The organism is Enemella evansiae (assembly GCF_002250705.1).
Taxonomy (GTDB): Bacteria; Actinomycetota; Actinomycetes; order Propionibacteriales; family Propionibacteriaceae; genus Enemella; species Enemella evansiae.
Genome location: NZ_NMVP01000033.1, coordinates 58011 through 81267, shown reverse-complemented (window position 1 = coordinate 81267; position 23257 = coordinate 58011). Strand labels below are relative to the sequence as shown.

Below are 23257 nucleotides of genomic sequence, written 5' to 3'. Positions count from 1 at the left end.
CTGGCGCTCGCTCAGCCGGCGTCGTCAGCGCAGGTACAGCCCTCCGTTGACGTCCCAGCAGGCACCGGTCACGAACCCGGCAGCCTCGGATGCCAGCAGCGCCACCACGTCGGCGATGAAGGCCGGGTCGCCGAGCTGGCCGACCGGGATCCCGGCGACCACCGCCTGCAGTTTGTCGGCCGGTACCGTGCGATGCACCACCGGGAGGTCGTGCGGACCGGGGGAGATCGCATTGACCGTCACCCCGCGGGCGGCGAGCTCGCGGGCGAACACCTTCGTCAGGGTGAGGATCGCGCCCTTCGAGGCGGCGTAGTGCCCACCGGTCGCGGTGCCGCCGTTCTGTCCGGCCAGCGAGGCCAGGTTGACGATCCGGCCGTACCCGGCCTCGGCCATCGCCGCGCCGAAGACCTGACACCCCAGGAACACGCTGCCGGTGTTGAGGTTCAGCACCCGGGTGAAGTTCTCCGCAGACAGCGACATCAGATCGGCCGCCTGGGTGACCGCGGCGTTGTTCACCAGGATCGTCGGTACGTCCCAGCGCTCGCGTACGTCCGCCAGAGCCGCGGCGAAGTCCTCGGCCGAGGCCACATCGAGCCGGCGAGCCACCACCCGCTCCCCACTCTCGTCGAGCTGGCGGGCGACCCGCTCGGCGGCGTGGGCGTCCAGGTCGGTGACCAGCACCCGGTGGCCGTCGGCCGACAACCGGCGCGCGATGTGTTCCCCCATCCCGCCGGCACCGCCGGTGACGACCGCGATCCCCGTGCTCATAGCAGGAATCCCGACGCGTTCACCGCATCCTCACTGTTCAGCAACCGCACCACCTTGCCGGCGATCCGGTCACCCGACTCGGCGAGGGCGATGGTGTGGGTGAGGTCGGCACCGAGCAGCTCGTGCCGGTTCCGCTTGTAGGAGCAGACGATCTGGGCCGAGCGCAGCACCACCCACTCGTCGGTCACCTCGGTAGTGGCGAACCGGCTCACCGTGCGTACCGTGCGGGCCGCCGCGACCGCGGAGGGGGAGTAGCCCTGCACCATCCGGTCCACCCGCATCCGGCGCATCCGGTCGTCGTCGTAGACCATGTTCAACGAGGACGCGAAATCCTCGGTGTCGGGATCGATCGGGATCACATACGTCGCCTCGGGCGTGTAGAGCTCCTGCCATGCCTGGTAGTCCTTGGCGTCCAGCAGTTCGGCCTCGTGCCAGACGAGTTGGATCGCCCGCTGCACCCGCGGATCGGCGAGCTCGATCCCGGCGGGCCTGGTCGTCATCGTGCTCACGCGTCCTCCTCGGCGCTCATCATCCGCTTCCACATCTGGTACGCCTCCCGCATCCCCGACTCGTCCGTGACGTGCGAGGTGGGCCAGCCCTCCGCTGTCCGGGTCTCCCGCCCCAGGCCGCGGTTCACCAGGATCGGCATCGACGGGGCGGCCTGGGTGCCGAGCTGCACCCGATCCCAGCCCTCGGCGTCATCGGGAGAACCGAATCCGAACGGCCCCTGGAAATGCTCGTGGATCCGCAGCCGCTCCTGGTTGACCAGTTCGGGCCCGCCGTCCATGCCGAGCGCCATGTGCCAGATCTCGGTCTCGTCGACCGAGATCGGGATCAGCACCCGGAAGAACGCCGACGACATGGCCACATTGGGGAAGGTGTTCAGGTTGAATCCACAGCCGTGCATCGAGCGCATCATCCGCCGGATCTGCGGTTCCTCGTACCCCTCGGCGCGCAGCTGCTCGACCAGGTACTGGAACCGTGGCTGGATCGCCTCGGTGCCGTCGTCCTCGTCGAGGTCGACATGGGCGGTCGCCATGATGGCCACGCTGTGCCCGTTGCCGAGCGCGTGGGTGACTGCCTCCGGGTCGTTCATGAACGACATCATGTCCGCGGTCTCGGCGTCCACCGAGGCCATCCAGGACTTGTGCACCATCGGGAAGTGGTAGCCGTCGCTGGTGTTCTCCAACTGGATCTTCCAGTTGCCACGGAACCGGAACTTGTGCACCCCGGTCACCTTGGTCGGATATCCGTTGCTCTGCTTGAAGAACCGCTTCATCCACAGCTTCGCATCCCCGAGGAAGTCCTCCAGCGGTTCGGCGTCGGCGTTGAAGGTGGCCCAGATCATGCCGAGGTAGGACTCGGTGCGCAGGGTGTGCAGCGGGAAGTCCGCCTTCTCCACCACGCCCTCGTAGCCGTCGGGGTAGGGGATGCCGCGCAATCTGCCGTCCAGACCGTAGGACCAGTTGTGGTAGGGACAGGTGAAACCGTTCGCCTTCCCCCTCGGCACATCGCAGACCGTGGCGCCACGGTGACGGCAGCGGTTCAGCAGGGTGTTGAAGTTGCCCTTGCGGTCCCGGGTCACGATCACCGGCTCCCCACCGACCGAGGTGGTCTTGAAACTGCCGGGCTGGGGGATCTCACTCTCGTGGGCCACCCAGACCCAGGTGCTGTGAAAGATCTTGCGCATCTCCTCGGCGAAGATCTCCGGATCGGTGTAGAGGCGGCCGGCCACCCGGTCGCCGGAGACCAGGTCGGCGGCGCGCGACTGCTGCTCGGTGTCGGTGCTGGTCATCGGTTCTCCTTGTTCACTGGGGATTGTTCGTCGGCTGCGATCAGGGGCGCGGCATAGAGTCGCTCGGTGCTGAAGGCGGCGATCCGGGCGTACGCCTGGCCCGCGGTTCGCTCGATGACGAAGTCGGCGCGGATCCGCGCACAGAGCAGCTCACCGTTGCCGTCGGCATAACGGGAGAGCTGTTGCATCAGCCACTGACCGCAGCCGGTGTCGCCGTCGATGTGCAGCTGTTCGCTGCCCAGCACGTGCGCGTTCTGCCGGAAGTGTGGTTCCGGCGGCAGATAGCCAGCGACATGGGCGGCGACCCGATGCCGGCCGGTGACGGTGCCGAACTTGCCGGCGTACGCCTCCCCGACACCCCGCCAGGTGGCGCGGGCGGTGAACAGCTCCGCGAGCTGACTCACCTCGGTAAAGGGGCCGGGTACGTCGCAGAGGTCGAAGTATCGGGACAGGCAGCTGCGGATCGCCTCGCGCGCCTCGAGCACGCGCAGGCGCTGCTCGATGACGGCCAGCTGGGTCTGCCCGGTCATGACGCTCAGTCGCTGGCGACGTCGGGACGGATGGTCAGCCGGCGGCCGATCCGGGCCTCCACCTTCGCGTACTTCCACAGCGCGTCGTCGCCGAAGACCTCGGTGTTGCGGAACAGGTTGCAAGCGGCCTTCACCGTGTCGGCGTCGCGGACATCGGCCAGCACGTAACAGGTCCACGGCCAACCATCGGAGGGGCCGACCATGTGGGAGTCGTCATCCATGTTGCCCAGGACATCAACACCGTCCATGTCCTCCAGATCGACGAGCATCCCGGCGAACGCCTTCCAGACGATCCCGATGTCGGACTTCGGAAGGTCGAAGAAGTTCTGGTTGATGCCCATGCAGAACAGCACGCGCAGGGGTTCGGACATCGCGGATTCCTTTCGCTGATGTGATTCGCGGTCGGTTGCTCAAGGGAAGCTGGGAATGGTCACGTCGGCACCGAGCAGGACCGCGCCGGCCGCCTCGATGGTGTTGCTCTGCAACATGGCGTGCTGGGCCGGCACCATGGCGTCCTGCAGGTAGCGCTGCAACGGATGGGTGCGGTAGATCGCACCGGTACCGGCCAGGTTGAACGCCAGCAGGGTGACCTCGCGGCCGACATGGGCGATGTTGCTGGTGGCCAGCCGAAGCAGCGCCTTCTGCTCATCGTCGATCGACTCACTGGCCACGGCCAGTTCCCAGACTGCCTCGGTCTGCTCGTAGAAGAAGGCCCGGGCGGAGCGTAGCTTCGCCTCCGCATCGGCCAGCCCGCTCTGATAACTGGGCCGGGTACCCTTGGCATTGCCACCGGTGATGCTGGTCCGCGCCGAACCGACCTCGCGGCTGTAGTTCAAGGCGCCACGCGCGGCGCCGAGAGCCGTCACCGCCAGCACTTGGGCGGCGTACGCGATGGCGGGGTAGCGGTTCAGCGGCTCGTCCAGTTGCGAGTCGCTGCCGCGGACGAAGGTGTGCTCGCGGGGGATGAAAATGTTGTCCAGGTGCACCTCGTTGGACCCGGTGGCCCGCATCCCGGAGACGTTCCAGTTCTCCACGATTCGGGCCTGGTCCGGGCGGATCAGCGCGGTCAGGGGCCGTCCCTTGGATTCCGCGCCACCCTTGAGTCCGACTCCGAGGATGTCCGCGCCGGCGCATCCGGAGGCGAACTGCCAGACACCGGTGGCGCGGAAGCCACCCTCGACGGTTTCGGCCTCCTGCATCGGGAACAAGCCGCCCGCGAAGCAGATGTCCGGTCCGTCGGCATAGATCTGCTGCTGGGTCTCCAGTGGCAATGCGCCGAAGTAGGTGAGCTGGGAGCCGAAGCTGGCCACCCAGCCGGTCGCCGGGTCGATCTCGGAGATCCGTTCCACCAGCCGGCAGAACTCGGCGGGGGAGAGCGGCTCTCCGCCGAAACGTTCTGGGGTGGAGGCGCGATAGATGCCGGCTCGCTTGAGCAGGCGGATGAAGTCGCGGGGGACGTGACCCTGGTCGTTGAACTCGTCGCGACGTTCGGCCAGCACGCGCAACGCCTCCTCGAAGGCGGCATCCCGCTCCGCTCCGGCGGGGGCGGCCAAGGTGCGGTCGGTGCTGTCCCCGTCGCTGAGCCGGGTTGCCGAGGTGGTGTTGGCCGTCATGGGCAAGTTCCTCCGAATCCACTGTGCACGTGGGAGGTCTGGTCTCCTGGGTGTGCCTGAGTCAGCCTAGGAATCGCGCTGGTGTGGCCGGTATTGGAAGAATCACGAGTGGCGGTAAGGGAATCCCCTACCGGGCAACGGAACGGCTGACACCGGTTGGGTGCACCCGTCAGGATGGGGACACCCGATTCCGCGGAAGGAGTGCCGATGTTTCCCACCGGGATGGACTTCCGCGAGATGGCGCTGCACACCACGCACGGCATCCTGATCCATGAGGCCGCCTCCAAGAACATCCTGTGGGCGAACCCGGCGGCCTGCCGGATGTTCGGGTTCACGCTGGAGGAGTTGCGGCCGTTGAAGGCCCACCACATGTCCTCCCCGGAACGGCAGTATCGCCGGGAGGTCGGGGTCGCCTGGCTGCAGGACGCGGTCAACCATGGTGAGAGTCGCAAGCGCTGGAAGTATCGCAGCAAGGACGGGCGGAACTTCCTCACCGATGCGGTGGCGACGCTGGTGCGGTTCGCCGACGGTCCGGTGGTGATGGTGCAGTTCCGCGGGATCGCCGAGGAGGTGGCACGGGAAGCGGAGCTGATGCGCACCACCGACTACCTGAGCAGGATCATGGCGCACGCCTCGGCCGGCATCCTGCTGCTGGACGACGACGGCCGGGTGCTCGACTCGTCCCCGTTCGTCTCCGAACTGTTCGGGCGTACGCCGGATCAGTTGGTCGGCCGGCCGCTGGAGGCGCTGGCGCGGGTGAGTGCCGCGAACGGCGGCGGACAGCCCGCCCCCGGGGAGCCGGGCCGGCCGGCGGAATGGCAGCTGGAGGTTGCCGTCCATGGTGCGACACGGTGGTTGTCGGCGCAGGTGGAGTCGGTCGAGCACGACGGCATCGTCTCCCGGATGGTCGCGGTCCGCGACATCACTTCTCGGGTGGAGATGCAGCGCGAGAACGCACATCAGCAGGCACACCTGCAGTATCTGGCGCGCTACAACGCGATGGGGGACATGGCGATGACGATCGCCCATGAGCTCGGCCAACCGCTGGCGGCGGCGAGCAACTTCCTCTCCGGGGTGCTGTCGCGGCTCGGCACCGGCCGGTTGAGCGAGACCGATATCCGCTACGGGGTGCAGCGCGCCCTCCGCCAGCTCACCCGCACCGCCGACATCGTCGCCAGCGTGAAACGCTATGTGCAACGGATCGAGAGTCCCTCGGCACGGCACGATCTGAACGCGATCATGGCCGAGAGCCTCTATTTCGTCGGCCTGCGGGCGGCCGACCGCGGCATCGCCGTCGAGTCCGAATACGCCGAGGAGGAGCTGCCGATCACCGGTGAGCAGATCCTGATCGGGCAGGTGATCATCAACTACTGCTTCAACGCCATTGACGAGGCGGCGCTGACGGGGACCCGGGACAAGCGGATTCTGGTACGCAGTTTCGCCGATGGTGATTGGGTCGGTTGCTCGGTGCTGGACTGGGGCCGTGGCCTGGACCAGGTCTGCCAGGAACACGGGGCGGAGGAGGGGGAGGCGGAAGCGAGCGGCAACCGGCAGCTGGTCAACGCCTTCTCCAGCAAACAGGACGGTTCCGGGATCGGGTTGGTACTCTCCGAGCGGATCGTGGAACGCCACGCCGGCGAGGTACTGGTCAGCGACAACGACCCAAGCGGAACGGTGATCACCTTGCGCCTCCCGCGCGCCGACTGACGCTGCATGAGGTTGCTCCGGCTCACCTCGACACGCGAGCCATTGCTCCGCTTCGCTGCGCATGGCTCGCTATTCGATGAGCGTGGGACTTGGCTTCGACTCGCTCGTACCTCGCTCGCTCAGCCGGCGTGGGGATGAGTGAGTTCTCAGGGGCGGGGAAACTCCGGCGCAGGGGGTTGTCGGGCACTTGGGTGTGTATTAGTTTCAGAATCGCTAGCCCTGAATGTGAATTGTTCACGCATACCCCGACGCAATGGAGCGTTCCATGATCGACAACACGTTCACCCGTCGAACTCTGCTGGCCGGCCTGGGCGCCACCGCGCTCGCCGGCAGCCTCTGCGCACGGCAGGCGTACGCCGCTCCGCCGCCCGGGAACCCGAACGCCATCAATGGCTGGGTGAATTCGACCCTGGCCCGGATGACGCGGGAGCAGAAGATCGGCCAGCTCTTCGTGCAGGAGGTCTACGGCTCCGACTCCGAGACCCCCGACCAGCGCAATGTCGCCAACTTCGGTGAGGCGGTACCGGCCAGGATCGTGGAGAAGTACCAGCTGGGCGGGGTGATCTACTTCGCCTGGACCGACTCGTTCAAGAACCCCCAGCAGGTGGCCCGGCTCTCCAACGGGCTGCAGCAGGCCGCGCTGCGCTCCGGTGGCAAGGTCCAGATCCCGCTGCAGGTCGCCACCGACCAGGAACAGGGCGTCGTCACCCGCTTCGGGCCGCCGGCCACCCAGTTCCCCGGGTCGATGGCCCTCGGTGCCGGCCGGTCCACCGCAGATGCCCGGGTCGCCGCCGAGATCACCGGTGCCGAGCTCCGTGCGGTCGGCATCAACGTCGACTTCGCACCCTGCTCCGACGTCAACGTCAACCCGCTGAACCCGGTGATCGGCGTACGCTCCTTCGGCTCCAACCCGGCCATGGTGGCCGAGATGGTCGCCGCGCAGATCGACGGCTACCAGCTCGACGGCAAGGTTTCCTCTTCCACCAAACACTTTCCCGGCCACGGTGACACCGCCACCGATTCGCACACCGGGTTGCCGATCATCACCCACACCCGCGAACAGTGGGAGCAGATCGATGCCCCGCCGTTCCGGGCCGCCATCGCCCGCGGCGTGGACATGGTGATGACCGCGCACCTGGTGATGCCGGCCTTCGACGACTCCGGCGACCCGGCCACCTTGAGCAAGCCGGTGATCACCGGTCTGCTGCGCGGCGAACTCGGTTACGACGGGGTGGTGATCACCGATGCGCTGACCATGCAGGGCGTCCGGGAGAAGTACGGCGACGCCGAGGTCGCCGTGCGGGCCCTCGAGGCCGGTGTCGACCAGCTGCTGATGTGCCCGGCCATCCAGCCCGCGATCGCCGCGATCAACGAAGCGCTCGGCTCCGGCCGGCTCACCGAGGCCGATCTGGACGCCAAGGTACGCCGGATCCTGCGGATGAAGTTCCGCCGCGGAATGGTCGCCCAGCCGCTCGCCGACATCGCCGCGATCAACGGAATCGTCGGCACCGCAGCACATCAGGCCACCGCGGCCAAGGTCTCCGACCGCACCGTGACCCTGGTCAAGAACGATGCCAAGGCACTGCCGCTCAAACCGGCCGGCACCAGCATCCTGGTCACCGGCTACGGCGTCAGCACCACCCAGGTCACCGCCGACGAGCTCACCAAGCGCGGCGCCACGGCCCGGGCGATGCAGACCGGCACCTCACCCTCGGATGCCACCATCGCCTCGGTGGTCGCCGCCGCACAGAGCGTGGACACCGTCATCGTGCTCACCAACAAGGCCTGGGACACCGCGGTCACCGACAAGACCGCCGGGCAGCAGAAGCTGGTCAAGCAACTGCTCGCCACCGACAAGACGATCATCGTCGTCGCGGTCCGCGATCCCTACGACATCGCCTATTTCGACCAGGCACCGACCTATGTCGCCACCTACTCCTACAGCCCGGTGACGCCACCGTCGCTGGTCCGGGTGCTGACCGGTGAGGTCAACCCGCAGGGCAAGTTGCCGGTCGACATCCCGGTCGCCGGTGCCCCGCAGACCGTCCTCTATCCCTATGGCCACGGCCTCTCCTACTGAGCCGATTTCGTTTGAGACAAGGATTCCTCCCATGCCCCTGAATCGTCGACTCCTGCTCGCCGGCGCGGGCGCCGCCGCTGCGGCGTACCCGCTCTCCCAGGCCGCCAACGCCTTCGCCGACCCCAAGAAACCCAAACCGCCCAAGGGTCCGAAGAAGAACGGCGTCGTCACCGGCGCCCAGGTCCAGTCCGATGCCGGCTGGGCCGCGCTGAAGGGCCAGAAGGTCGGCGTCCTCACCAACCCGACCGGGGTGCTCCACGACCTCACCTCGATCGTCGACGACATGCACGCCCAGGGCGTCAACATCGTCGGCGTCTTCGGCCCCGAACACGGTTTCCGCGGGACCGCGCAGGCCGGTTCCTCCGAGGGCACCTCGATCGATCCGCGGACCGGGCTGACCGTCTATGACGCCTACGGTGCGAACCGGGCCAAGTTCGCCAGCATGATGCAGACCGCCGGCGTGGAGACGATGGTCTTCGACATCCAGGACGTCGGCGCCCGCTTCTACACCTACATCTGGAGCATGTACACCGCGATGTGCGCCGCGGTCGACACCGGTGCCCGCTTCGTGGTCCTCGATCGGCCGAATCCCGTTGGTGGCAAGGCGAACGGGCCGATGATGACCGACGGCTTCACCTCCGGCGTCGGTGCGGAGAAGATCATCCAGCAGCACGGCATGACCGTCGGCGAACTGGCCAAGATGTTCGACGAGCGCTACCTGCCCGCCGATACCGGTGGCAAGCGGTTGCGGGAGCTGCAGGTCATCCAGATGGAGCGCTGGACCCGCGACATGCTCTTCGCCGACACCGGCCTGCACTGGGTGCTGCCCAGCCCGAACATGCCGACCAGCGACACCGCACTGCTCTATCCCGGCACCTGCTGGTTCGAGGCCACCAACCTCTCCGAGGGCCGCGGCACCACCCGGCCGTTCGAGATCATCGGCGCCCCCTACGTCGACTACCGCTGGGCCGAACGGCTGAACTCGCGCAACCTGCCCGGGGTGCTGTTCCGGGAGATGTATTTCAACCCGACCTTCTCCAAGAACGCCAACCAGGTCTGCGGCGGCGTCCAGGTGCACATCACCGACGCCCACGAGGTCGACGCCATCCGCACCGCCACCGAGATGATCGTCGCCCTCAAATCGCTCTATCCGGGCTTCGGCTGGCGGACCGGGGACAACTACGCGGGTCGGTGGATGGATCTGCTGTCGGGTTCGGCACGGTTCCGCGAACAGGTCGATGCCGGCGCCGATGCGGCGACGATCATCGCAGCCTGGCAGGCGGAACTCGCGCAGTGGAACGCCGACCGCGCCCCGTTCCTGAGCTACCGGTGACGGGTGCGGCGATGATCTTCAAGCGCACCACCCGCGTCCGGAACGCGCTGCGCGTCGTGGCCGTGGGCGCCACCGTGCTGGCCCTCGGGGCGGCGTACACCCCCGCCGCCCAGGCCCGCGATTTCGACCGTCCCTACAGCGGATATGCCAGCCCCAACACGAAACTGCGGACCGCCACGCCCGCGCAGATGGGTCTCGACCCCGCGCCGATCGAGGCCGCCCGTGCCAAGATCCGGGCCTACCAGTCGGCCGCCCCGAAACCGCTCTATCCCGGCGCGGTCGGGGTGATGGGCCACGACGGGGCGATCGTCGCCACCGAGGCCAGCGGTTACGCGCGACTCTACGCCGATGCCACCACCAAGCTGCCCGAGAACGAACGGGTACCGATGCGCCAGGACACCATCTTCGACCTGGCCTCGGTGTCCAAGCTGTTCACCTCGCTGGTGGTGGTCCAGCTGATCGAGGAGGGCACCGTCGAGCTCGATGCCCCGGTGGCCCGCTACCTGCCTGAGTTCGGCGGCCAGGGCAAGGACACCCTGACTGTCCGCAACCTGCTCACCCACACCTCGGCGCTGCCCGCCTGGCTGCCGCTCTGGTCGGCGTACCCGGACAAGGAATCCCGGATCGCCGCGGTGATGAACGCCACCCCGACCAATCCGCCGGACACCGTCTACCGCTATTCCGATCTGAACCTGATCGCGCTCGGGGTGATGGTCGAACGGCTCACCGGACAGGGCCTGGACACCGCCGTCGCCGAACGGATCACCAGGCCGCTGGGCATGACCGACACCGGTTACAACCCGACCGACAAGCGGCGGACCGCGGCCACCGAGTATCAGACCGCGCCGCCGCGGGGCATGGTCTGGGGTGAGGTGCACGATGAGAACGCCTGGTCCCTCGGCGGCGTCGCCGGACATGCCGGGGTGTTCTCCACCGCCGGCGATCTGGCCATCCTCAGCCAGACGCTGCTGAACGGCGGCAGCTACAACAAGAACCGCATCCTCAAGCCCGAATCGGTCGATCTGCTCACCCGGAACTTCAACTCGAAGTTCCCCGGCAACGACCACGGGCTGGGCTTCGAACTCAACCAGCGGTGGTACGCCGAGGGCCTGTCCGCGCCGAAGGAGGCCGGGCACACCGGTTACACCGGCACCTCGATCGTCATCGATTTCGCCTCCCGCTCGTTCGCGGTGCTGCTCACCAACCGGGTGCACCCCTCCCGCGACTGGGGGTCGGTCAACCCGGCCCGCCGGGACTGGGCGCAGGGGCTGGCGCTGTCCATGCCGGTCCGCCCGGACAAGGGACCCGATGCCTGGTTCACCGGGGTGACCAACAAGACGACCGCCACTCTCGACCTGCCGCTGCAGGTCGGCGGCAGTGGCGCCAGTGTCCGGTTCGACGCGATGGTCGATGTCGAGGAGACCGATCCGCTGGTGCTGGAGCGATCCACCGACGGTGGTGCGACCTGGACCAAGGTGCCGTTCACGGTGCAGTTGTCCGACGGCGAATCGCTGGCCACCGACGGGTCCTGGGCGACCTCGGGGGTACGCCGCTGGGTGCGGATCGACGCATCGCTGCCGGCGGGCGCACAGACGCTGCGCTGGCGGCACACCACCGACGCGATCTATCTGGGCCGCGGCGTCTACGTCGACGACATCCAGGTCCGCGGCGGGGTCAAGGTCGACGGCGAGAAGGAACCGGGTCGCTTCATCGCCAGCAACTGGACCAGGACGAACCGCTGACCAGCGGGCCACAGACTCGGGGGCACGCCCGGGTCCGTGCCGATGACACCGGCCGGGCCCGGGCGGGCACTACGATCCAGCGCATGACAGAAGGTGCCCAGAATCAGGCCACCCCGGTCCTGGTGCGGTTGCGGGCATTGCGGCCCGGCCTGGCACCGGCCGAGGAGCGGGTCGCCGAGGTGGTGCTGGGCGACCCGCGGGTGGTGGCCGCGATGACGATCACCGAACTGGCGGACCGCGCCTCCACCTCGGAGACCTCGGTGCTGCGGTTCGCCCGCCGGCTGGGGCTGAAGGGTTATCCGGAGCTGCGATTGGCGCTCGCCGAGGCGTCCGCCGACAACGGCCGGCTCACCCATCCGGTGGGGGACATCACCGCCGACGACTCGATCGACGAGATCGTCGCCAAGGTGACCGGTGCCGGGGCGCGGGCGGTGGAGGAGACCGGGCAGCAACTCGATCGCGAGGTGCTCGCCGAGGTGGCCCGGCTGGTCGCCGGCGCCCGGCGGGTCGACCTCTACGGTGCGCACGCCAGCGGCATGGTCGCCGGTGACCTGCAGCAGAAGCTGCACCGGATCGGAGTCGTCGCCTATGCCTGGTCCGATCCGCACCAGGCGCTGGCCTCGGCCACCCTGCTCGGCGCGGGCGATGTGGCGATCGCGGTCAGCCACACCGGCACCACCACCGAGGCCATCGAGGTGCTCGAAGCGGCCGCCGGTCGGGGCGCGGCGACGGTGGCGATCACCAACTTCCCGGCGTCCCCGCTGGGGCGTACCGCGGGGTTGGTGCTGACCACCGCCGCCGATGAGACGCCGTTGCGTTCGGGGGCGATGGCGTCGCGGATCGCGGCACTGATGGTGGTGGACTGCCTCTTCCTGGCGGCCGCCCAGCACCGCTACGACCGCGCGGTGGAGGCCGTGGCGGCCACCCGGGAGGCGGTCCGCGGGCATCACCGCTCGGCGCGCTGAGGGGCCTGCTCGAGGCGGTCGAGCCAGTCGGCGAACAGCACGGTGGCGAGGGTCGGCCGGTCCAGGTGCACGTTGTGGCCGGCATCGTCGAACACCACATAGGTCATCCGCGGATAGGACTCCAGCAGCTCGAACTGGTCGGCGAAGCCGACGCTGTCGTCCCGGCGGCCGGTGAGCAGCAGCGACGGATGGTCGAAGGTGGTGAAGCGCTCCTCCGGCGGGGTGGTGAGGTCGTACGCCTGGTCGAGTCGGGCGGCGAATTCCCTGTCATGGTTGCGGATGGTGAGAACAGGCCCATGTTGATCGGTGAGTTCGCCGCGGAGCTGGGCACCAGCGCGCGGATGCTGCGGCACTACGAGGACACCGGGTTGCTGGCACCGGCCGGACGGGACGGCAACGGCTACCGGGTGTACGCGGCGGAGCAGCTGCCGCGGACCCGGCAGATCAAGGGGTTGATCGATGCCGGGGTGCCGACCGCGCTGGTCGCCCAACTGATCGACGCGCTCACCGACAGCGGCGGGATCTTTCACGAGCACGTCGATCCGGGCACGGTCGAGGCGGCCGAGTCCGAGTGGCAGCGGATGTGCCACTGCGTCGACTGCATGGTCGCGCGGCGGGACGCGCTGGGTGCGTACCTGGGTGCGCTGAAAGGGGAGTGAGGTCGGGGGTCATTGGCCCGCACCCTCTACGCTGGGTGCGTGCCCGAGGACCCGCAGACCGTGCCCGATGACCGGCCGATCGCCGAGCAGGATCGGCCCACCGTGCTGCGCGAACGCGAACCGGCCCCCGCGCCGGCCCGGGCCCATGCCGGGCCGCCGCAGGACACCCGGCAACCGCCGCTCCCGGCGCAACGGGCCGCCGGGCCGCTGGTCCCGCAGCCCCCGGGGCCGCCGCCGGCGAAGCAGCCCAGCAAGATCTTCTCCGACCTGAACCTGAACGGTACGGTCCCGGCACGGATCCGCCCGAACATCGGCGCCTGGGGCCCCACCGACCTGCCCACCACCAAGCCGAAGAAGCGCTGGCGCTGGATCATCCCGCTGCTCTTCGTGATCGCGATCATCGTCGTGACGATCGCCGGGTACATCTTCTGGACGATGTACCGCTGAACGGATGACAGTCGTGGAGCCGGTCGGGGATCGGGATGACACGGTGCTCTGCCGAGCGATCCTCAGCGCTCCCGGCACGACGGGCCGGTAGGTGTGGCCGCCCGTTGATTCGCGATACCCGGTTGGAGCGATACGGCTTTGATGCCCAGGAAGCATCAAGGATTTGTTTGATGCCTAGGAAGCATCAAGGATTTGTTTGATGCCTCAGAGGTATCAAGCGCATCCTTGATGCTTCCTGGGGATCAGAGCACCATCGGTTTGCCCGGGCCCGGTAGGCGGGATGCGACGGCGTGAGGGCCGGTCAGATCATCGCGGCCAGATGCCGCAACCGGGCGAGTTCGGCGGCGAGGAAGGCCGGACCGCCGTGCCGGCCGAGCACGACCGAGCGGGAACCACCCAGCGGCGCGGCGGCGTACGTGGTCTCGACCCAGCCGTCCACCCAGCCGCTGGGCAGTTCACCGCTGCCGGTCTGATCCAGCGGTTCCAGCTTGGCCAGCGCGGTGCAGTCCAGATCCGGCGCCATCGGGGTCGAATGCAGCACCGTGTGCGCCGCGCGGTCCACCAGCACCGCCCAATGGGAGTGGAACACCACCGGCGCGGTCTCGGTCAGGATCGCCGCCGCGTTGTCCGGGTCGGCCAGCATCCGCTCCAGCGCCTCGACATCGGACTGCAGTCCGGCGCCACCCGGGTAGCGCGAGCACCACAGCGCCTCGACCCCACCGACCTGCGTGCAGGCGCTGACCGCGTTGTCGGGCATCACGTTGTCCGGCAGCACCACCATGAAGTCGTCGACCACGCGACCGTCCTGACGGCCCACGATCTCGACGGCCTGGATGTCGCCGCCGATCGTGCCGAGGGCGCTCGCCACGGCACCCAGGGCACCGGGGCGGTCGGGTAGGGACAGGCGGATCAGGAACACGCCAACAGTCTTGCATCCGGATGTGACGGGGCCGTTTCGCGTCGCGTTGTGGGATGGGGTAGGCGCGGGTGTGGGGCGGGTCTGGTCATCTCGACACGCTGCCCCGGCTCCGCTTCGCTGCGCCGGGCCAGCTACTCGATGACCGTGGGGTCGATGACCGTGGCGAGCGCAGCGCTGACTACCGCGCGCGCGATAAGGTCGCGGGTGATGAACAACAGCCCAGGAGGACCACAGGTGGAGAGCGTGTCGTTGACCGCGGACGATGTCGCCCGGCTCGGCCGGTTGGCGCGGATCGAGCTCAGTGCCGAGGAACTCGGCGAACTCGCGCCGCAGCTGTCGGTGATCCTCGAATCGGTCGCCACGGTCAACGAGCTCGACACCAGCGTCGTGCCGCCGACCTCGCACCCCGAACCGCTCACCAACGTCTTCCGCCCCGACGAGAACACCCCCTCGCTGCCGGTCGAGGAGGCGCTCGCGATGGCGCCGGCCGCCGAGGACGACCGCTTCCGCGTCCCGCGGATCCTGGGGGAGTCGGCATGAGCGAGCAGACCACGATCAACACCGGCACCAAGGACCTGCTGCGCGCCGACGCGCACCAGCTCGTCCGGGCGATGGAGGCCGGGGAGACCACCTCCGAGGCCCTCACCACCGCCTGCCTGGACCAGATCTCCGCCGTCGATGGGGCCGTGCACGCCTTCCTGCACGTCGACACCGACCGTGCCCTGGCGACCGCCCGGGAGATCGACCGGCGCCGCGCCGCGGGGGAGAAGCTCGGCCCGCTTGCCGGCGTACCGCTCGCTCTCAAGGACGTGCTCACCCAGCAGGGCGTACCGACCACGGCCGGCTCGAAGATCCTCGAGGGCTACCTGCCGCCCTACAGCGCCACCGTCACCCAGCGACTGATCGACGCCGGCCTGGTGCTGCTCGGCAAGACCAACATGGACGAGTTCGCGATGGGTTCCTCCACCGAGAACTCCGGCTACGGCCCGACCCACAACCCGTGGGCGCTGGACCGGATCCCCGGCGGCTCCGGCGGCGGCTCCGCGGCCGCGCTGGCCGCCTTCGAGGCGCCGCTGGCCATCGGTACCGACACCGGTGGCTCGATCCGTCAGCCCGCCGCCTTCACCGGCACCGTCGGGGTCAAACCGACCTATGGCGGCACCTCCCGCTACGGGCTGATCGCGCTCGCCTCCAGCCTCGACCAACCCGGCCCCTGCACCCGCTCGGTGCTCGACGCCGCACTGCTGCACCAGGTGATCGGCGGCCACGATCCGCGCGATGCCACCTCGATCGACGCCCCCGTCCCGGACGTGGTGAGCGCCGCCCGCAGCGGCGACGTCTCCGGCCTGAAGGTCGGTGTGGTCCGCGAACTCGGTGGCGAGGGGTACGCGCCGGAGGTCGAGGCGAAGTTCAACGAAACCGTTGCCCTGTTGGAATCCCTCGGTGCCGAGGTGGTCGAGGTCTCCTGCCCGCACTTCGAGTACGCGCTGGCGGCCTACTATCTGATCCTGCCCGCCGAGGCCTCCTCCAACCTGGCCCGCTTCGATGCGATGCGCTACGGGCTGCGGGTCGGCGACGACGGCGTCCGCTCCGCCGAGGAGGTGATGGCCGCCACCCGCGAGGCCGGCTTCGGTGCCGAGGTGAAGCGCCGGATCATCATCGGCACCTATGCGCTGTCGGCCGGTTACTACGACGCCTACTACGGCTCGGCGCAGAAGGTGCGCACCCTGATCAGCCGCGACTTCGAGAACGCCTTCAGCCAGGCGGATGTGCTGGTCTCACCGACCACGCCGACCACCGCGTTCCGGCTCGGTGAACGGGTCGACGATCCGCTGGCGATGTACAAGAACGACCTCTGCACGATCCCGTCCAACCTGGCCGGCAACGCCTCCGCGTCCTTCCCGGTCGGACTGTCCGCCGAGGGCCTGCCGATCGGCTTCCACGTGATGGCGCCGCCGCGCGCCGATGACCGGCTCTATCGGGTCGGGGCGGCGCTGGAACGCAGCCTGCGCGAGCAGTGGGGCGGTCCGCTGCTGGACCGGATTCCCACCCTGGAAGGAAGTCTGGCATGAGCACCGACACCCTCGAGCCCGTCGTCGACTACGACGAGGCACTGCGCCGCTACGACCCGGTGATGGGTCTGGAGGTGCATGTCGAGCTGAACACCGCCTCCAAGATGTTCTGCGGATGCTCCACCGCCTTCGGTGCCGCACCGAACACCCAGACCTGCCCGGTCTGCCTGGGCCTGCCGGGTTCGATGCCGGTGGTGAACGGGTCGGCGGTGGAGTCGGCGATCCGGATCGGGCTGGCGCTGAACTGCGAGATCGCCGACTGGTGCCGGTTCGCGCGGAAGAACTACTTCTATCCGGACATGCCGAAGAACTACCAGATCAGCCAGTACGACGAGCCGATCGCCTTCGACGGACACCTGGACATCGAGCTGGACGACGGTACGCCGTTCCGGATCGAGATCGAACGCGCGCACATGGAGGAGGACACCGGCAAGTCCACCCACGTCGGCGGGGCCACCGGCCGGATCCACGGTGCGGACCATTCGCTGCTGGACTACAACCGCTGCGGCGTACCGCTGATCGAGATCGTCACCCGGCCGATCACCGGCGCCGGCGAGCGGGCCCCCGAGGTCGCCCGCGCCTACGTCGCCGCGCTGCGCGAGCTGATGAAGGCGCTCAAGGTCTCCGACGCCCGGATGGAGCAGGGCAACCTGCGCTGCGATGCGAACCTGTCCCTGCGGCCCACTCCCGCCGACGAGTTCGGCACCCGCAGCGAGACCAAGAACGTCAACTCGCTGCGCTCGGTCGAGAATGCCGTCCGCTACGAGATCACCCGGCAGGCGGCCCGGCTGGACGCCGGCCAGCGGGTGGTCCAGGAGACCCGGATGTGGCACGAGGGCGACCAGCTCACCACCGCCGGCCGCTCCAAGGAGACCGCGGAGGACTACCGCTACTTCCCCGAACCCGATCTGGTGCCGATCGCGCCGTCGCGGGAATGGGTGGAGCAGCTGCGCGCGACCCTGCCCGAGGCGCCGGGCGTACGCCTGAAGCGGCTGCAGTCCGAGTGGGGCTTCAGCGACGCCGAGATGACCGACATCACCAATGCCGATGCGCTCGAGGTGATGGAGCAGACCGTCGCCGCCGGTGCGCCCGCGCCCGCCGCCCGCAAGTGGTGGCTCGGGGAGCTCTCCCGGCGCGCCAACGAGGCCGGGGTCGGTCTCGCCGAACTGGCGATCACCCCCGCCCAGGTCGCGGCGGTGCAGCGGCTCGTCGACGCCGGCACCATCAACGACAAGCTGGCCCGCCAGGTCATCGACGGGGTGCTCGCCGGGGAGGGTGAACCGGACCAGGTCGTCGCCGACCGGGGTCTGGCCGTGGTCTCCGACGACGGTGCACTGAGCGCCGCCGTCGACGAGGCGATCGCCGCAAATCCTGATGTGGCAGAAAAGATCCGGGCCGGCAAGGTGCAGGCCGCCGGTGCGCTGATCGGTTCGGTGATGAAGGCGATGCGCGGCCAGGCCGACGCCGGCCGGGTACGCGAGCTGATCCTGGAGAAGCTGACCTGAGATGTCCTGGGACAACGGGCGCGAATGGGGTGACGACCGGGCGGAGGAGGAGCGGCCGGACGACACCGTGCTGCGCCCCGCCCGTCGCCCCGACCCCGCACCGGAACCGGACCCGGAAGCCGACCTGACCCAGATCCGACCCGGCCCGCCCCGGCGGGACGAGGTGGGGCAGTGGTCCGGTCAGCGCTACACCCGCAACCGGCTCACCGATGAGAGCCTGTGGGAGCGTACGCCGGCCGCCGGCCAGCAGCCGGCCGGTCCGCAACAGCCGGGCCAGCCGCGACCCAGCCAGCAGCGGCGCACCGAGGAGCGGCATGGCCACCACCGCGTACCCGGCCGCGACGAGCCGCCGCCCGGATCGCCGCCGCCGAAGGTGGCCGGCCGACCCACCCGCCGGGTGCAGCTGATCGCGCTGGTGACCCTGGCCGGGGTCGCGATCCTGGCCGCCTGGCTGCTGAACCCGCGGGGTACCGAGCCGGATGCCGGCCGGGTGGCGCCCCGCCGGGCGGTCGCCGCCTTCGCCAAACCCGTCGAGGAGGCCAAGCTGCCGGCCCGGGTCGACGGCCTGCGGCGCGACGCCGGCCGGGACGAGGCCAGGCTGCCGTTCGGCAACATCGACCGGGCGCACTACCAGCCCGTCGAGGGCCAGCCGGGTCCGGGCGCGGTCTATGCGCTCACCATGAACTCGCCGGTCGCCTCGCTCACCGACCTGGATGCCCACTCGGGGCTCGGCAACCGGAATCGCTTCGGTCCGGTGAGCTGCGGCCGGGTCGACATCCGGGTGGAGTGCGTGACGCTGCTCAAGGGCGGGCTGCTGGTGGTCGTCGGCGCCGACCCGCAGGCCGACATGGGCCAGATGGCCGCGGTGACCACCGAGATCTACAACGCGCTGCCGGGCTGAGGCACCGCGTCGGCGAGGCGGCCCATCGCGTCCGCGGGATCGAGCTCGCCGTCGGCGATCACCGCACGCACCGAGCGGATGAACCGGCGCCCCGGTTCGACGACCGCGGGCCGTTCCCAGGCGACGGCCGAACCGATCCCGGGATAGTCACCGGTGCGCACGAACCAGGGGTCCGCCGCGGTCTGCTCGTCACCGGGGGCGAGCACGATGGTCGCCGGTCCGGTGGCACCCGGCGTACCGAGGAAGGTGGCATGCCAGGCGAGCCAGGGGGCGCGGCTGCCGTTGACCGCCCGCTCACCCGCGCCGTCGGGCGTACGCACGGTGATCTCCCGGCAGGCGGGGAGCCGCCAGAACCAGCCGCCGTATCCGGCCCCGGCCCGGCCGGTGCTGCCCGGGCTGCCGAGCGGGATCGGCCGGTCGGCCTCCAGTTCGGTGTGCAGCCGCAGCTCCCAGCAGTCGCCGTCGATCGGCAGGCAGGCCATCGTGCGCCGCTCGCGCAGCACCGGTTCACCGTCGCGGTCCAACCAGCTGAGCAGCATCGTCAGCTCCTCGGGATTCTGCAGCAGGGCATCGAGGCGCTGCACACCATGATCGTCCAGCCACTGGTACCCGGCGCCGGGCCGGTAGCTGCCACCACCCCAGAAGTTCGTCCCGGCGGCATCCGGCACGGTGAATCCCAGCCCCAGATGCCAGTCGTGATCGGCGGGGCGCCGCGCGGTCAGCTCCACCCCGGCGCGGGTGCGCACCGGGTGCAGGAAGGGGCGCGGTGCGGAATCGGGCACGGAACCGGCACCGCTCTGCACGGTCAGCAAGGGTCCGCCGCGGCCCGATCCGGCCTCGGCCAGCACCGTGTCCCGGCCGGTGAACGCCCACGGGGCACCGGCCTCGGTGAAGGTGCCGTCCCGGTCGGCGGCCGCCCGGATCCAGTGCTGCACATCCCGCAGCACCGGATGCGCGGCCGCACCCTCCCCGACGACCTCGATGAACCGCTCCGGGACCCTGGTCGGCTCCGGCGCGGTCCGCAGCGCCTCCACGACCCGCATGAACGCCCCGGTGTCGGCGAGCGGAGCCAGCAGCGGTACGCCGGTGGCGCGGGCAGCGAGTAGGTTCTCCAGCAGATCGGTGCGCCCGGTGCCTCGCACCGCACCGTCCGGGCCGGTCACCTGGTCGAGGATGTAGCTGAGGGTGAGCGTGCCGTGCTCGCCGACCACCTCGACCAGCGGCGGTGGTTCCCCCTCACCGGGGCCGCTGAGCGTCAGCGCCGCGCTGACCGTCGGCGCCTCGGCTCCGGTGGCCGGTGCGATCCGCAGCGCGGTGGTGTCGTCGGTGTCGATCGCGGTGGTCCGGTACGCGTCCACCACGACCTCGGCGACATCCTCGGCGCGGCGCAGGCCGGCGATCCGCAGGGCGGTGGCGACCGCGTGGGCCAGGGGATTGGTGGCGACCCCGTCCATCACATCGACCCCGTCGAGGTGCCGCCGCCCCGCCCACGGGGTGCGCTCCCAGTAGGCGCGGTGCCGCACCCAGTGCCCCATCGCGCGGACGTGCCGCACCGCACCGATGCCGAACTCGTCCCGGTCGATCAGCTCCAGCGCGTGGGAGCCGAGCGCCTGGAAACCGACCTGCACCAGCCGCCCGGTCTGCCGCTGCAGCGCCAGCAGTGCCTCCAGATCGGCCAACCGGGCGAACGGCGGCTTCTCCAGCAGCAGGTCCGCACCCGCCCGCAGCGCCTCGGCCGCCACCGCCGCGTGCAGAGGGATCGGGACCGAGGCGATCACCACCTCGGGTACGCCGACCGCCTCGAGGGCGTCGGTGAGGCTGTCGAACAGCGGTACGCCCAGCCCGGGATCGCCGCCCAGCGAGCCGACCAGCGGATCGACGCAGGCCACCAGGCGTACCCGGCCCGCGGCGGCGAGTCGGTCGATGTTGGCCAGGTGGACGGCGCCGAAGCCGCGTACCCCGACCTGGATCACCGTCGGGCAAGGGGTTTCCCGGGCGGGGGTCATCGGCTCACCTCCGGTCGATGTCGGCCAGGGACAGTCCGCGGGTCTCGCGGGTGAACACGGTGGCGGCCGCGGCCACCACGCAGATCGCCAGGGCGGTTCCGCCGATCACCCACGGTACGTTCGCGGTCCCCGGCGGGGCGATCGCCACGAAGATGCTGGGGAAGAAGGCGGCGATCATCAACCCGAGATTCTGCGAGACGGCGAAACCGGTGACCCGCATCCGGGTGGGGAACTGCTCCTGGAAGAAGGTCGCGAAGGTGGCGTTCCACATCTGGAAGAAGACCGCGTGCAGGATCAGCACGAAGACGATGACCAGCACCAGGTTCCGCTGCTGGATGGCCCACAGGTAGGCGAAGGTGCTCAATCCGCCGAGGAGCCCGCCGGCGATCATGAACAGCCGCCGGCCGTAGCGGTCGGACAGCGACCCGAACAGCGGGATGGTCAGGGCCGCGACGACATTGGAGATCAGGGTGACCAGCAGGAACTGGCTGGTGCTGAACCCGATGCCGTAGCTGGGCTGGGTGCCGTAGGAGACGCCGAAGGTGAGGGCCACCATGCCGAGCGCATTGGTGAAGGTCATCAGCACGCAGCGGAACACCGCACCCGGATGGGAACGCAGCAGGTCCACCAACGGGAACGGCCGGCGCTCGGTGACGCCCTCGCGGGTCTCCGCGTCGGCGTACATCGGCGATTCGTGGACGTGTCGGCGGATCAGGAAACCGGCGAGCACCACGATCGCGCTGAGCAGGAACGGGATCCGCCAACCCCAGGCGCGGAACGCCTCGTCGCCGAGGATGGCGGCCAGCGGCAGCATGATCGCGGTGGCCAGGATGGAGCCGATCTGGGTGCCCTGCAGGCTGAAGCTGGCGAACCAGCCGCGTCGTTCGGTGGCCGCCTGTTCGATGATCATCGCGTTCGCGCCGCCGAGTTCGCCGGCCACCGCGAAGCCCTGGATCAATCGCAGCAGGACCAGCAGGATCGGTGCCCAGATGCCGATCTGGGCATAGGTGGGCAGCAGGCCGACGGCGAAGGTGGACAACCCCATCAGCAGCATCGCGAACACCAGCACGTCCTTGCGGCCGCGCCGATCGCCCCAGGCGCCGAGGACGACCGCGCCGATCGGGCGGGCGATGTAGCCGACGGCGTAGGTGCTCAGCGAGGCGATGATCGCCACCGCCGGGTCATCGGTGCCGAAGAAGACCGAGGGTACGCCGAGCGCGGCGGCCTGGGCGTAGAGCGAGAAGTCGTAGTACTCCAGTGCGCTGCCGATCCAGCCGCTGAGGGCGGCCCGGCGGGCACTGGTCGGCTTCGCCTGCGGGTCGGCGGTGGGTGCGGTGTCTGGGACAACGTCTTTGTTGGTCATGGATTCCTCGATCATCCTCGATCAGCCGGATAGCGCTTTCCGAAGACTGTCGCACATATGTTGAGTCGATTCAACAGGGTGGCCGAAGATTCTCTGCGGGAAAGGGGTTCGGATTGCGCGGCCGAGGGCTGCGCCGTGCTCAGACCGAGAGGTCGGCCTCGCCGAGCTTCGCGACCGCCGCCTGGTCGCCGACCACGGCGACATCGGACTCCGGGCCGCGGCCGTAGGCGTAGAGCATCAGTTCCGAGGGCCGGCCGACGATGGTGACGATCTCGTTGCCCGGCATCACCCGGACGGTCTCCGGCTCATCACCGGTGTCCACGGGGCGGGAGCGTTCCAGCACCACGCCGACCGAGGCGCGGCGGAACAGGGCGCGGCCGATCAGCTTCATCCGGCGCCACATCCAGTCCTCGACCTCATCGGGCAACCGGCGCGGGCCGTCCGGGTCGTCACCGGCGCGGCGGACGTCCTCGTGGTGCACGAAGTATTCGACGGTGTTGGCCTCCTCGTCGACGCCGGGGAAGGCGAAGACCGACAACCGGGCCGGGCCGCGGCGGATCCGGTCGACCAGCTCGGCATAGGGCCAGCGGGCCTTCGTCTCGGCCATCCGGCGCTCGGTGAGACCGGCCAGCGGTTTGGCCACGATGCCCGGGGCGCCGAGCGGATCGGTCTCCCGGATCCAGAGGTGGGCGGCCAGATCATGGGTGGTCCAGTCACCGGAAAGCGTCGGCGCGTCGGGGCCGACCCGGTCGAGTAGGTCGCACAACTCGGCGCGTTCGGTTTTGGCGAAGTTCACGCCCCGAGCGTAGACGACGCGGCCCGTTCCGGTGTGCGGATGGCTTCGATCGGACG

At 69.5% G+C, this 23257-nt stretch carries 22 protein-coding genes; 11 read left to right on the top strand and 11 right to left on the bottom strand.

Features of this window, described 5'->3' with window-relative positions:
• Window positions 1–24 precede the first annotated feature (24 nt).
• Genes BI335_RS14465 through BI335_RS14440 form a run of 6 tightly spaced genes read right to left on the bottom strand, consistent with a single transcriptional unit; the run spans window position 25 to window position 4706 of the window.
• Window positions 25–768 carry an SDR family NAD(P)-dependent oxidoreductase gene (locus tag BI335_RS14465; RefSeq protein WP_094431724.1) on the bottom strand — a complete coding sequence of 248 codons (744 nt, stop codon included), beginning with the start codon at window positions 766–768 and terminating at the stop codon, window positions 25–27.
• Window positions 765–1268 (bottom strand): aromatic-ring-hydroxylating dioxygenase subunit beta, encoded by a 504-nt coding sequence (locus BI335_RS14460; protein ID WP_094431957.1) that lies wholly within the window; start codon window positions 1266–1268, stop codon window positions 765–767. Before BI335_RS14460 ends, BI335_RS14465 begins: the two co-directional genes overlap by 4 nt.
• Before the next feature lie 5 nt (window positions 1269–1273).
• Entirely contained in the window at window positions 1274–2563 is a 1290-nt protein-coding gene (locus tag BI335_RS14455; protein WP_094431722.1) for an aromatic ring-hydroxylating oxygenase subunit alpha, read from the bottom strand.
• The gene (locus BI335_RS14450; RefSeq protein WP_094431720.1) at window positions 2560–3093 is read right to left on the bottom strand and encodes a nuclear transport factor 2 family protein; all 534 of its coding nucleotides are present in this window, start codon (window positions 3091–3093) and stop codon (window positions 2560–2562) included. The genes BI335_RS14455 and BI335_RS14450 overlap by 4 nt, the downstream gene beginning before the upstream one ends.
• Window positions 3094–3098: 5 nt before the next feature.
• The gene (locus BI335_RS14445) at window positions 3099–3464 is read right to left on the bottom strand and encodes a hypothetical protein (RefSeq protein ID WP_094431718.1); all 366 of its coding nucleotides are present in this window, start codon (window positions 3462–3464) and stop codon (window positions 3099–3101) included.
• Between the two features lie 39 nt (window positions 3465–3503).
• On the bottom strand, window positions 3504–4706 hold the full coding sequence (locus BI335_RS14440) for an acyl-CoA dehydrogenase family protein (protein ID WP_094431716.1): 1203 nt from the start codon (window positions 4704–4706) through the stop codon (window positions 3504–3506).
• A gap of 207 nt (window positions 4707–4913) precedes the next feature.
• Between BI335_RS14440 and BI335_RS14435 the strand changes: the two genes are divergently transcribed.
• From BI335_RS14435 to BI335_RS14415, 5 genes are all read left to right on the top strand, one after another.
• Window positions 4914–6413 carry a PAS domain S-box protein gene (locus BI335_RS14435; protein WP_094431714.1) on the top strand — a complete coding sequence of 500 codons (1500 nt, stop codon included), beginning with the start codon at window positions 4914–4916 and terminating at the stop codon, window positions 6411–6413.
• Between the two features lie 265 nt (window positions 6414–6678).
• Window positions 6679–8493 carry a glycoside hydrolase family 3 protein gene (locus tag BI335_RS14430; RefSeq protein WP_094431711.1) on the top strand — a complete coding sequence of 605 codons (1815 nt, stop codon included), beginning with the start codon at window positions 6679–6681 and terminating at the stop codon, window positions 8491–8493.
• A 31-nt stretch (window positions 8494–8524) separates the two neighbouring features.
• Window positions 8525–9826: an exo-beta-N-acetylmuramidase NamZ family protein gene (locus BI335_RS14425; protein ID WP_094357166.1), complete on the top strand. Its 1302-nt coding sequence runs from the start codon at window positions 8525–8527 to the stop codon at window positions 9824–9826.
• Between the two features lie 11 nt (window positions 9827–9837).
• Window positions 9838–11568: a serine hydrolase domain-containing protein gene (locus tag BI335_RS14420; RefSeq protein WP_094428622.1), complete on the top strand. Its 1731-nt coding sequence runs from the start codon at window positions 9838–9840 to the stop codon at window positions 11566–11568.
• Window positions 11569–11651: 83 nt separating this feature from the next.
• Window positions 11652–12533 (top strand): MurR/RpiR family transcriptional regulator, encoded by an 882-nt coding sequence (locus BI335_RS14415; protein ID WP_094431709.1) that lies wholly within the window; start codon window positions 11652–11654, stop codon window positions 12531–12533.
• On the opposite strand, the gene BI335_RS21555 is transcribed toward BI335_RS14415, so the two are convergent.
• Window positions 12515–12886, bottom strand: coding sequence for an alpha/beta fold hydrolase (locus tag BI335_RS21555; RefSeq protein WP_166646680.1), 372 nt, complete (start codon window positions 12884–12886; stop codon window positions 12515–12517). The genes BI335_RS14415 and BI335_RS21555 overlap by 19 nt on opposite strands.
• On the opposite strand from BI335_RS21555, the gene BI335_RS14410 reads away from it, so the two are divergent.
• Window positions 12875–13192: a MerR family transcriptional regulator gene (locus BI335_RS14410; RefSeq protein WP_229119601.1), complete on the top strand. Its 318-nt coding sequence runs from the start codon at window positions 12875–12877 to the stop codon at window positions 13190–13192. The genes BI335_RS21555 and BI335_RS14410 overlap by 12 nt on opposite strands.
• A gap of 39 nt (window positions 13193–13231) precedes the next feature.
• On the top strand, window positions 13232–13639 hold the full coding sequence (locus tag BI335_RS22100; RefSeq protein WP_229119600.1) for a hypothetical protein: 408 nt from the start codon (window positions 13232–13234) through the stop codon (window positions 13637–13639).
• A gap of 301 nt (window positions 13640–13940) precedes the next feature.
• On the opposite strand, the gene BI335_RS14400 is transcribed toward BI335_RS22100, so the two are convergent.
• Complete coding sequence (locus BI335_RS14400; protein WP_229117754.1) at window positions 13941–14558, bottom strand: ACT domain-containing protein; 618 nt, start codon at window positions 14556–14558, stop codon at window positions 13941–13943.
• Between the two features lie 243 nt (window positions 14559–14801).
• Between BI335_RS14400 and gatC the strand changes: the two genes are divergently transcribed.
• From gatC to BI335_RS14380, 4 genes are read left to right on the top strand one after another with little or no spacing between them, the layout of a single operon-like run.
• Window positions 14802–15098: an Asp-tRNA(Asn)/Glu-tRNA(Gln) amidotransferase subunit GatC gene (gene gatC, locus BI335_RS14395; RefSeq protein ID WP_094431952.1), complete on the top strand. Its 297-nt coding sequence runs from the start codon at window positions 14802–14804 to the stop codon at window positions 15096–15098.
• Window positions 15095–16630 carry an Asp-tRNA(Asn)/Glu-tRNA(Gln) amidotransferase subunit GatA gene (gatA, locus tag BI335_RS14390; protein ID WP_094431704.1) on the top strand — a complete coding sequence of 512 codons (1536 nt, stop codon included), beginning with the start codon at window positions 15095–15097 and terminating at the stop codon, window positions 16628–16630. The genes gatC and gatA overlap by 4 nt, the downstream gene beginning before the upstream one ends.
• Window positions 16627–18135, top strand: a complete 1509-nt coding sequence (gene gatB / locus BI335_RS14385; protein WP_094431702.1) for an Asp-tRNA(Asn)/Glu-tRNA(Gln) amidotransferase subunit GatB — start codon at window positions 16627–16629, stop codon at window positions 18133–18135. The genes gatA and gatB overlap by 4 nt, the downstream gene beginning before the upstream one ends.
• A 1-nt stretch (window position 18136) precedes the next feature.
• Window positions 18137–19036: a hypothetical protein gene (locus BI335_RS14380; RefSeq protein ID WP_094431700.1), complete on the top strand. Its 900-nt coding sequence runs from the start codon at window positions 18137–18139 to the stop codon at window positions 19034–19036.
• On the opposite strand, the gene BI335_RS14375 is transcribed toward BI335_RS14380, so the two are convergent.
• The 3 genes from BI335_RS14375 to BI335_RS14365 form a co-directional block, all read right to left on the bottom strand.
• Window positions 19015–21042: a DUF6807 family protein gene (locus BI335_RS14375; protein ID WP_094431698.1), complete on the bottom strand. Its 2028-nt coding sequence runs from the start codon at window positions 21040–21042 to the stop codon at window positions 19015–19017. The genes BI335_RS14380 and BI335_RS14375 overlap by 22 nt on opposite strands.
• Before the next feature lie 4 nt (window positions 21043–21046).
• The gene (locus tag BI335_RS14370; protein ID WP_094401561.1) at window positions 21047–22405 is read right to left on the bottom strand and encodes an MFS transporter; all 1359 of its coding nucleotides are present in this window, start codon (window positions 22403–22405) and stop codon (window positions 21047–21049) included.
• A 139-nt stretch (window positions 22406–22544) separates the two neighbouring features.
• Entirely contained in the window at window positions 22545–23201 is a 657-nt protein-coding gene (locus BI335_RS14365; protein WP_094357152.1) for a TIGR03085 family metal-binding protein, read from the bottom strand.
• Between the last annotated feature and the right edge of the window lie 56 nt (window positions 23202–23257).

What these genes read in the sequence shown, in the direction of transcription:
- BI335_RS14430 (WP_094431711.1), top strand. Translation starts at nt 6,679, where the DNA reads ATGATCGACAACACGTTCACCCGTCGAACTCTGCTGGCCGGCCTGGGC.
- BI335_RS14425 (WP_094357166.1), top strand. Translation starts at nt 8,525, where the DNA reads ATGCCCCTGAATCGTCGACTCCTGCTCGCCGGCGCGGGCGCCGCCGCT.
- BI335_RS14415 (WP_094431709.1), top strand. Translation starts at nt 11,652, where the DNA reads ATGACAGAAGGTGCCCAGAATCAGGCCACCCCGGTCCTGGTGCGGTTG.
- BI335_RS14465 (WP_094431724.1), bottom strand. Translation starts at nt 768, where the DNA reads ATGAGCACGGGGATCGCGGTCGTCACCGGCGGTGCCGGCGGGATGGGG.
- BI335_RS14450 (WP_094431720.1), bottom strand. Translation starts at nt 3,093, where the DNA reads ATGACCGGGCAGACCCAGCTGGCCGTCATCGAGCAGCGCCTGCGCGTG.
- gatB (WP_094431702.1), top strand. Translation starts at nt 16,627, where the DNA reads ATGAGCACCGACACCCTCGAGCCCGTCGTCGACTACGACGAGGCACTG.
- BI335_RS14445 (WP_094431718.1), bottom strand. Translation starts at nt 3,464, where the DNA reads ATGTCCGAACCCCTGCGCGTGCTGTTCTGCATGGGCATCAACCAGAAC.
- BI335_RS14380 (WP_094431700.1), top strand. Translation starts at nt 18,137, where the DNA reads ATGTCCTGGGACAACGGGCGCGAATGGGGTGACGACCGGGCGGAGGAG.
- gatA (WP_094431704.1), top strand. Translation starts at nt 15,095, where the DNA reads ATGAGCGAGCAGACCACGATCAACACCGGCACCAAGGACCTGCTGCGC.
- BI335_RS14375 (WP_094431698.1), bottom strand. Translation starts at nt 21,042, where the DNA reads ATGACCCCCGCCCGGGAAACCCCTTGCCCGACGGTGATCCAGGTCGGG.
- BI335_RS14460 (WP_094431957.1), bottom strand. Translation starts at nt 1,268, where the DNA reads ATGACGACCAGGCCCGCCGGGATCGAGCTCGCCGATCCGCGGGTGCAG.
- BI335_RS14440 (WP_094431716.1), bottom strand. Translation starts at nt 4,706, where the DNA reads ATGACGGCCAACACCACCTCGGCAACCCGGCTCAGCGACGGGGACAGC.
- BI335_RS14420 (WP_094428622.1), top strand. Translation starts at nt 9,838, where the DNA reads ATGATCTTCAAGCGCACCACCCGCGTCCGGAACGCGCTGCGCGTCGTG.
- BI335_RS14455 (WP_094431722.1), bottom strand. Translation starts at nt 2,563, where the DNA reads ATGACCAGCACCGACACCGAGCAGCAGTCGCGCGCCGCCGACCTGGTC.
- BI335_RS14410 (WP_229119601.1), top strand. Translation starts at nt 12,875, where the DNA reads ATGCTGCGGCACTACGAGGACACCGGGTTGCTGGCACCGGCCGGACGG.
- BI335_RS14370 (WP_094401561.1), bottom strand. Translation starts at nt 22,405, where the DNA reads ATGACCAACAAAGACGTTGTCCCAGACACCGCACCCACCGCCGACCCG.
- BI335_RS14435 (WP_094431714.1), top strand. Translation starts at nt 4,914, where the DNA reads ATGTTTCCCACCGGGATGGACTTCCGCGAGATGGCGCTGCACACCACG.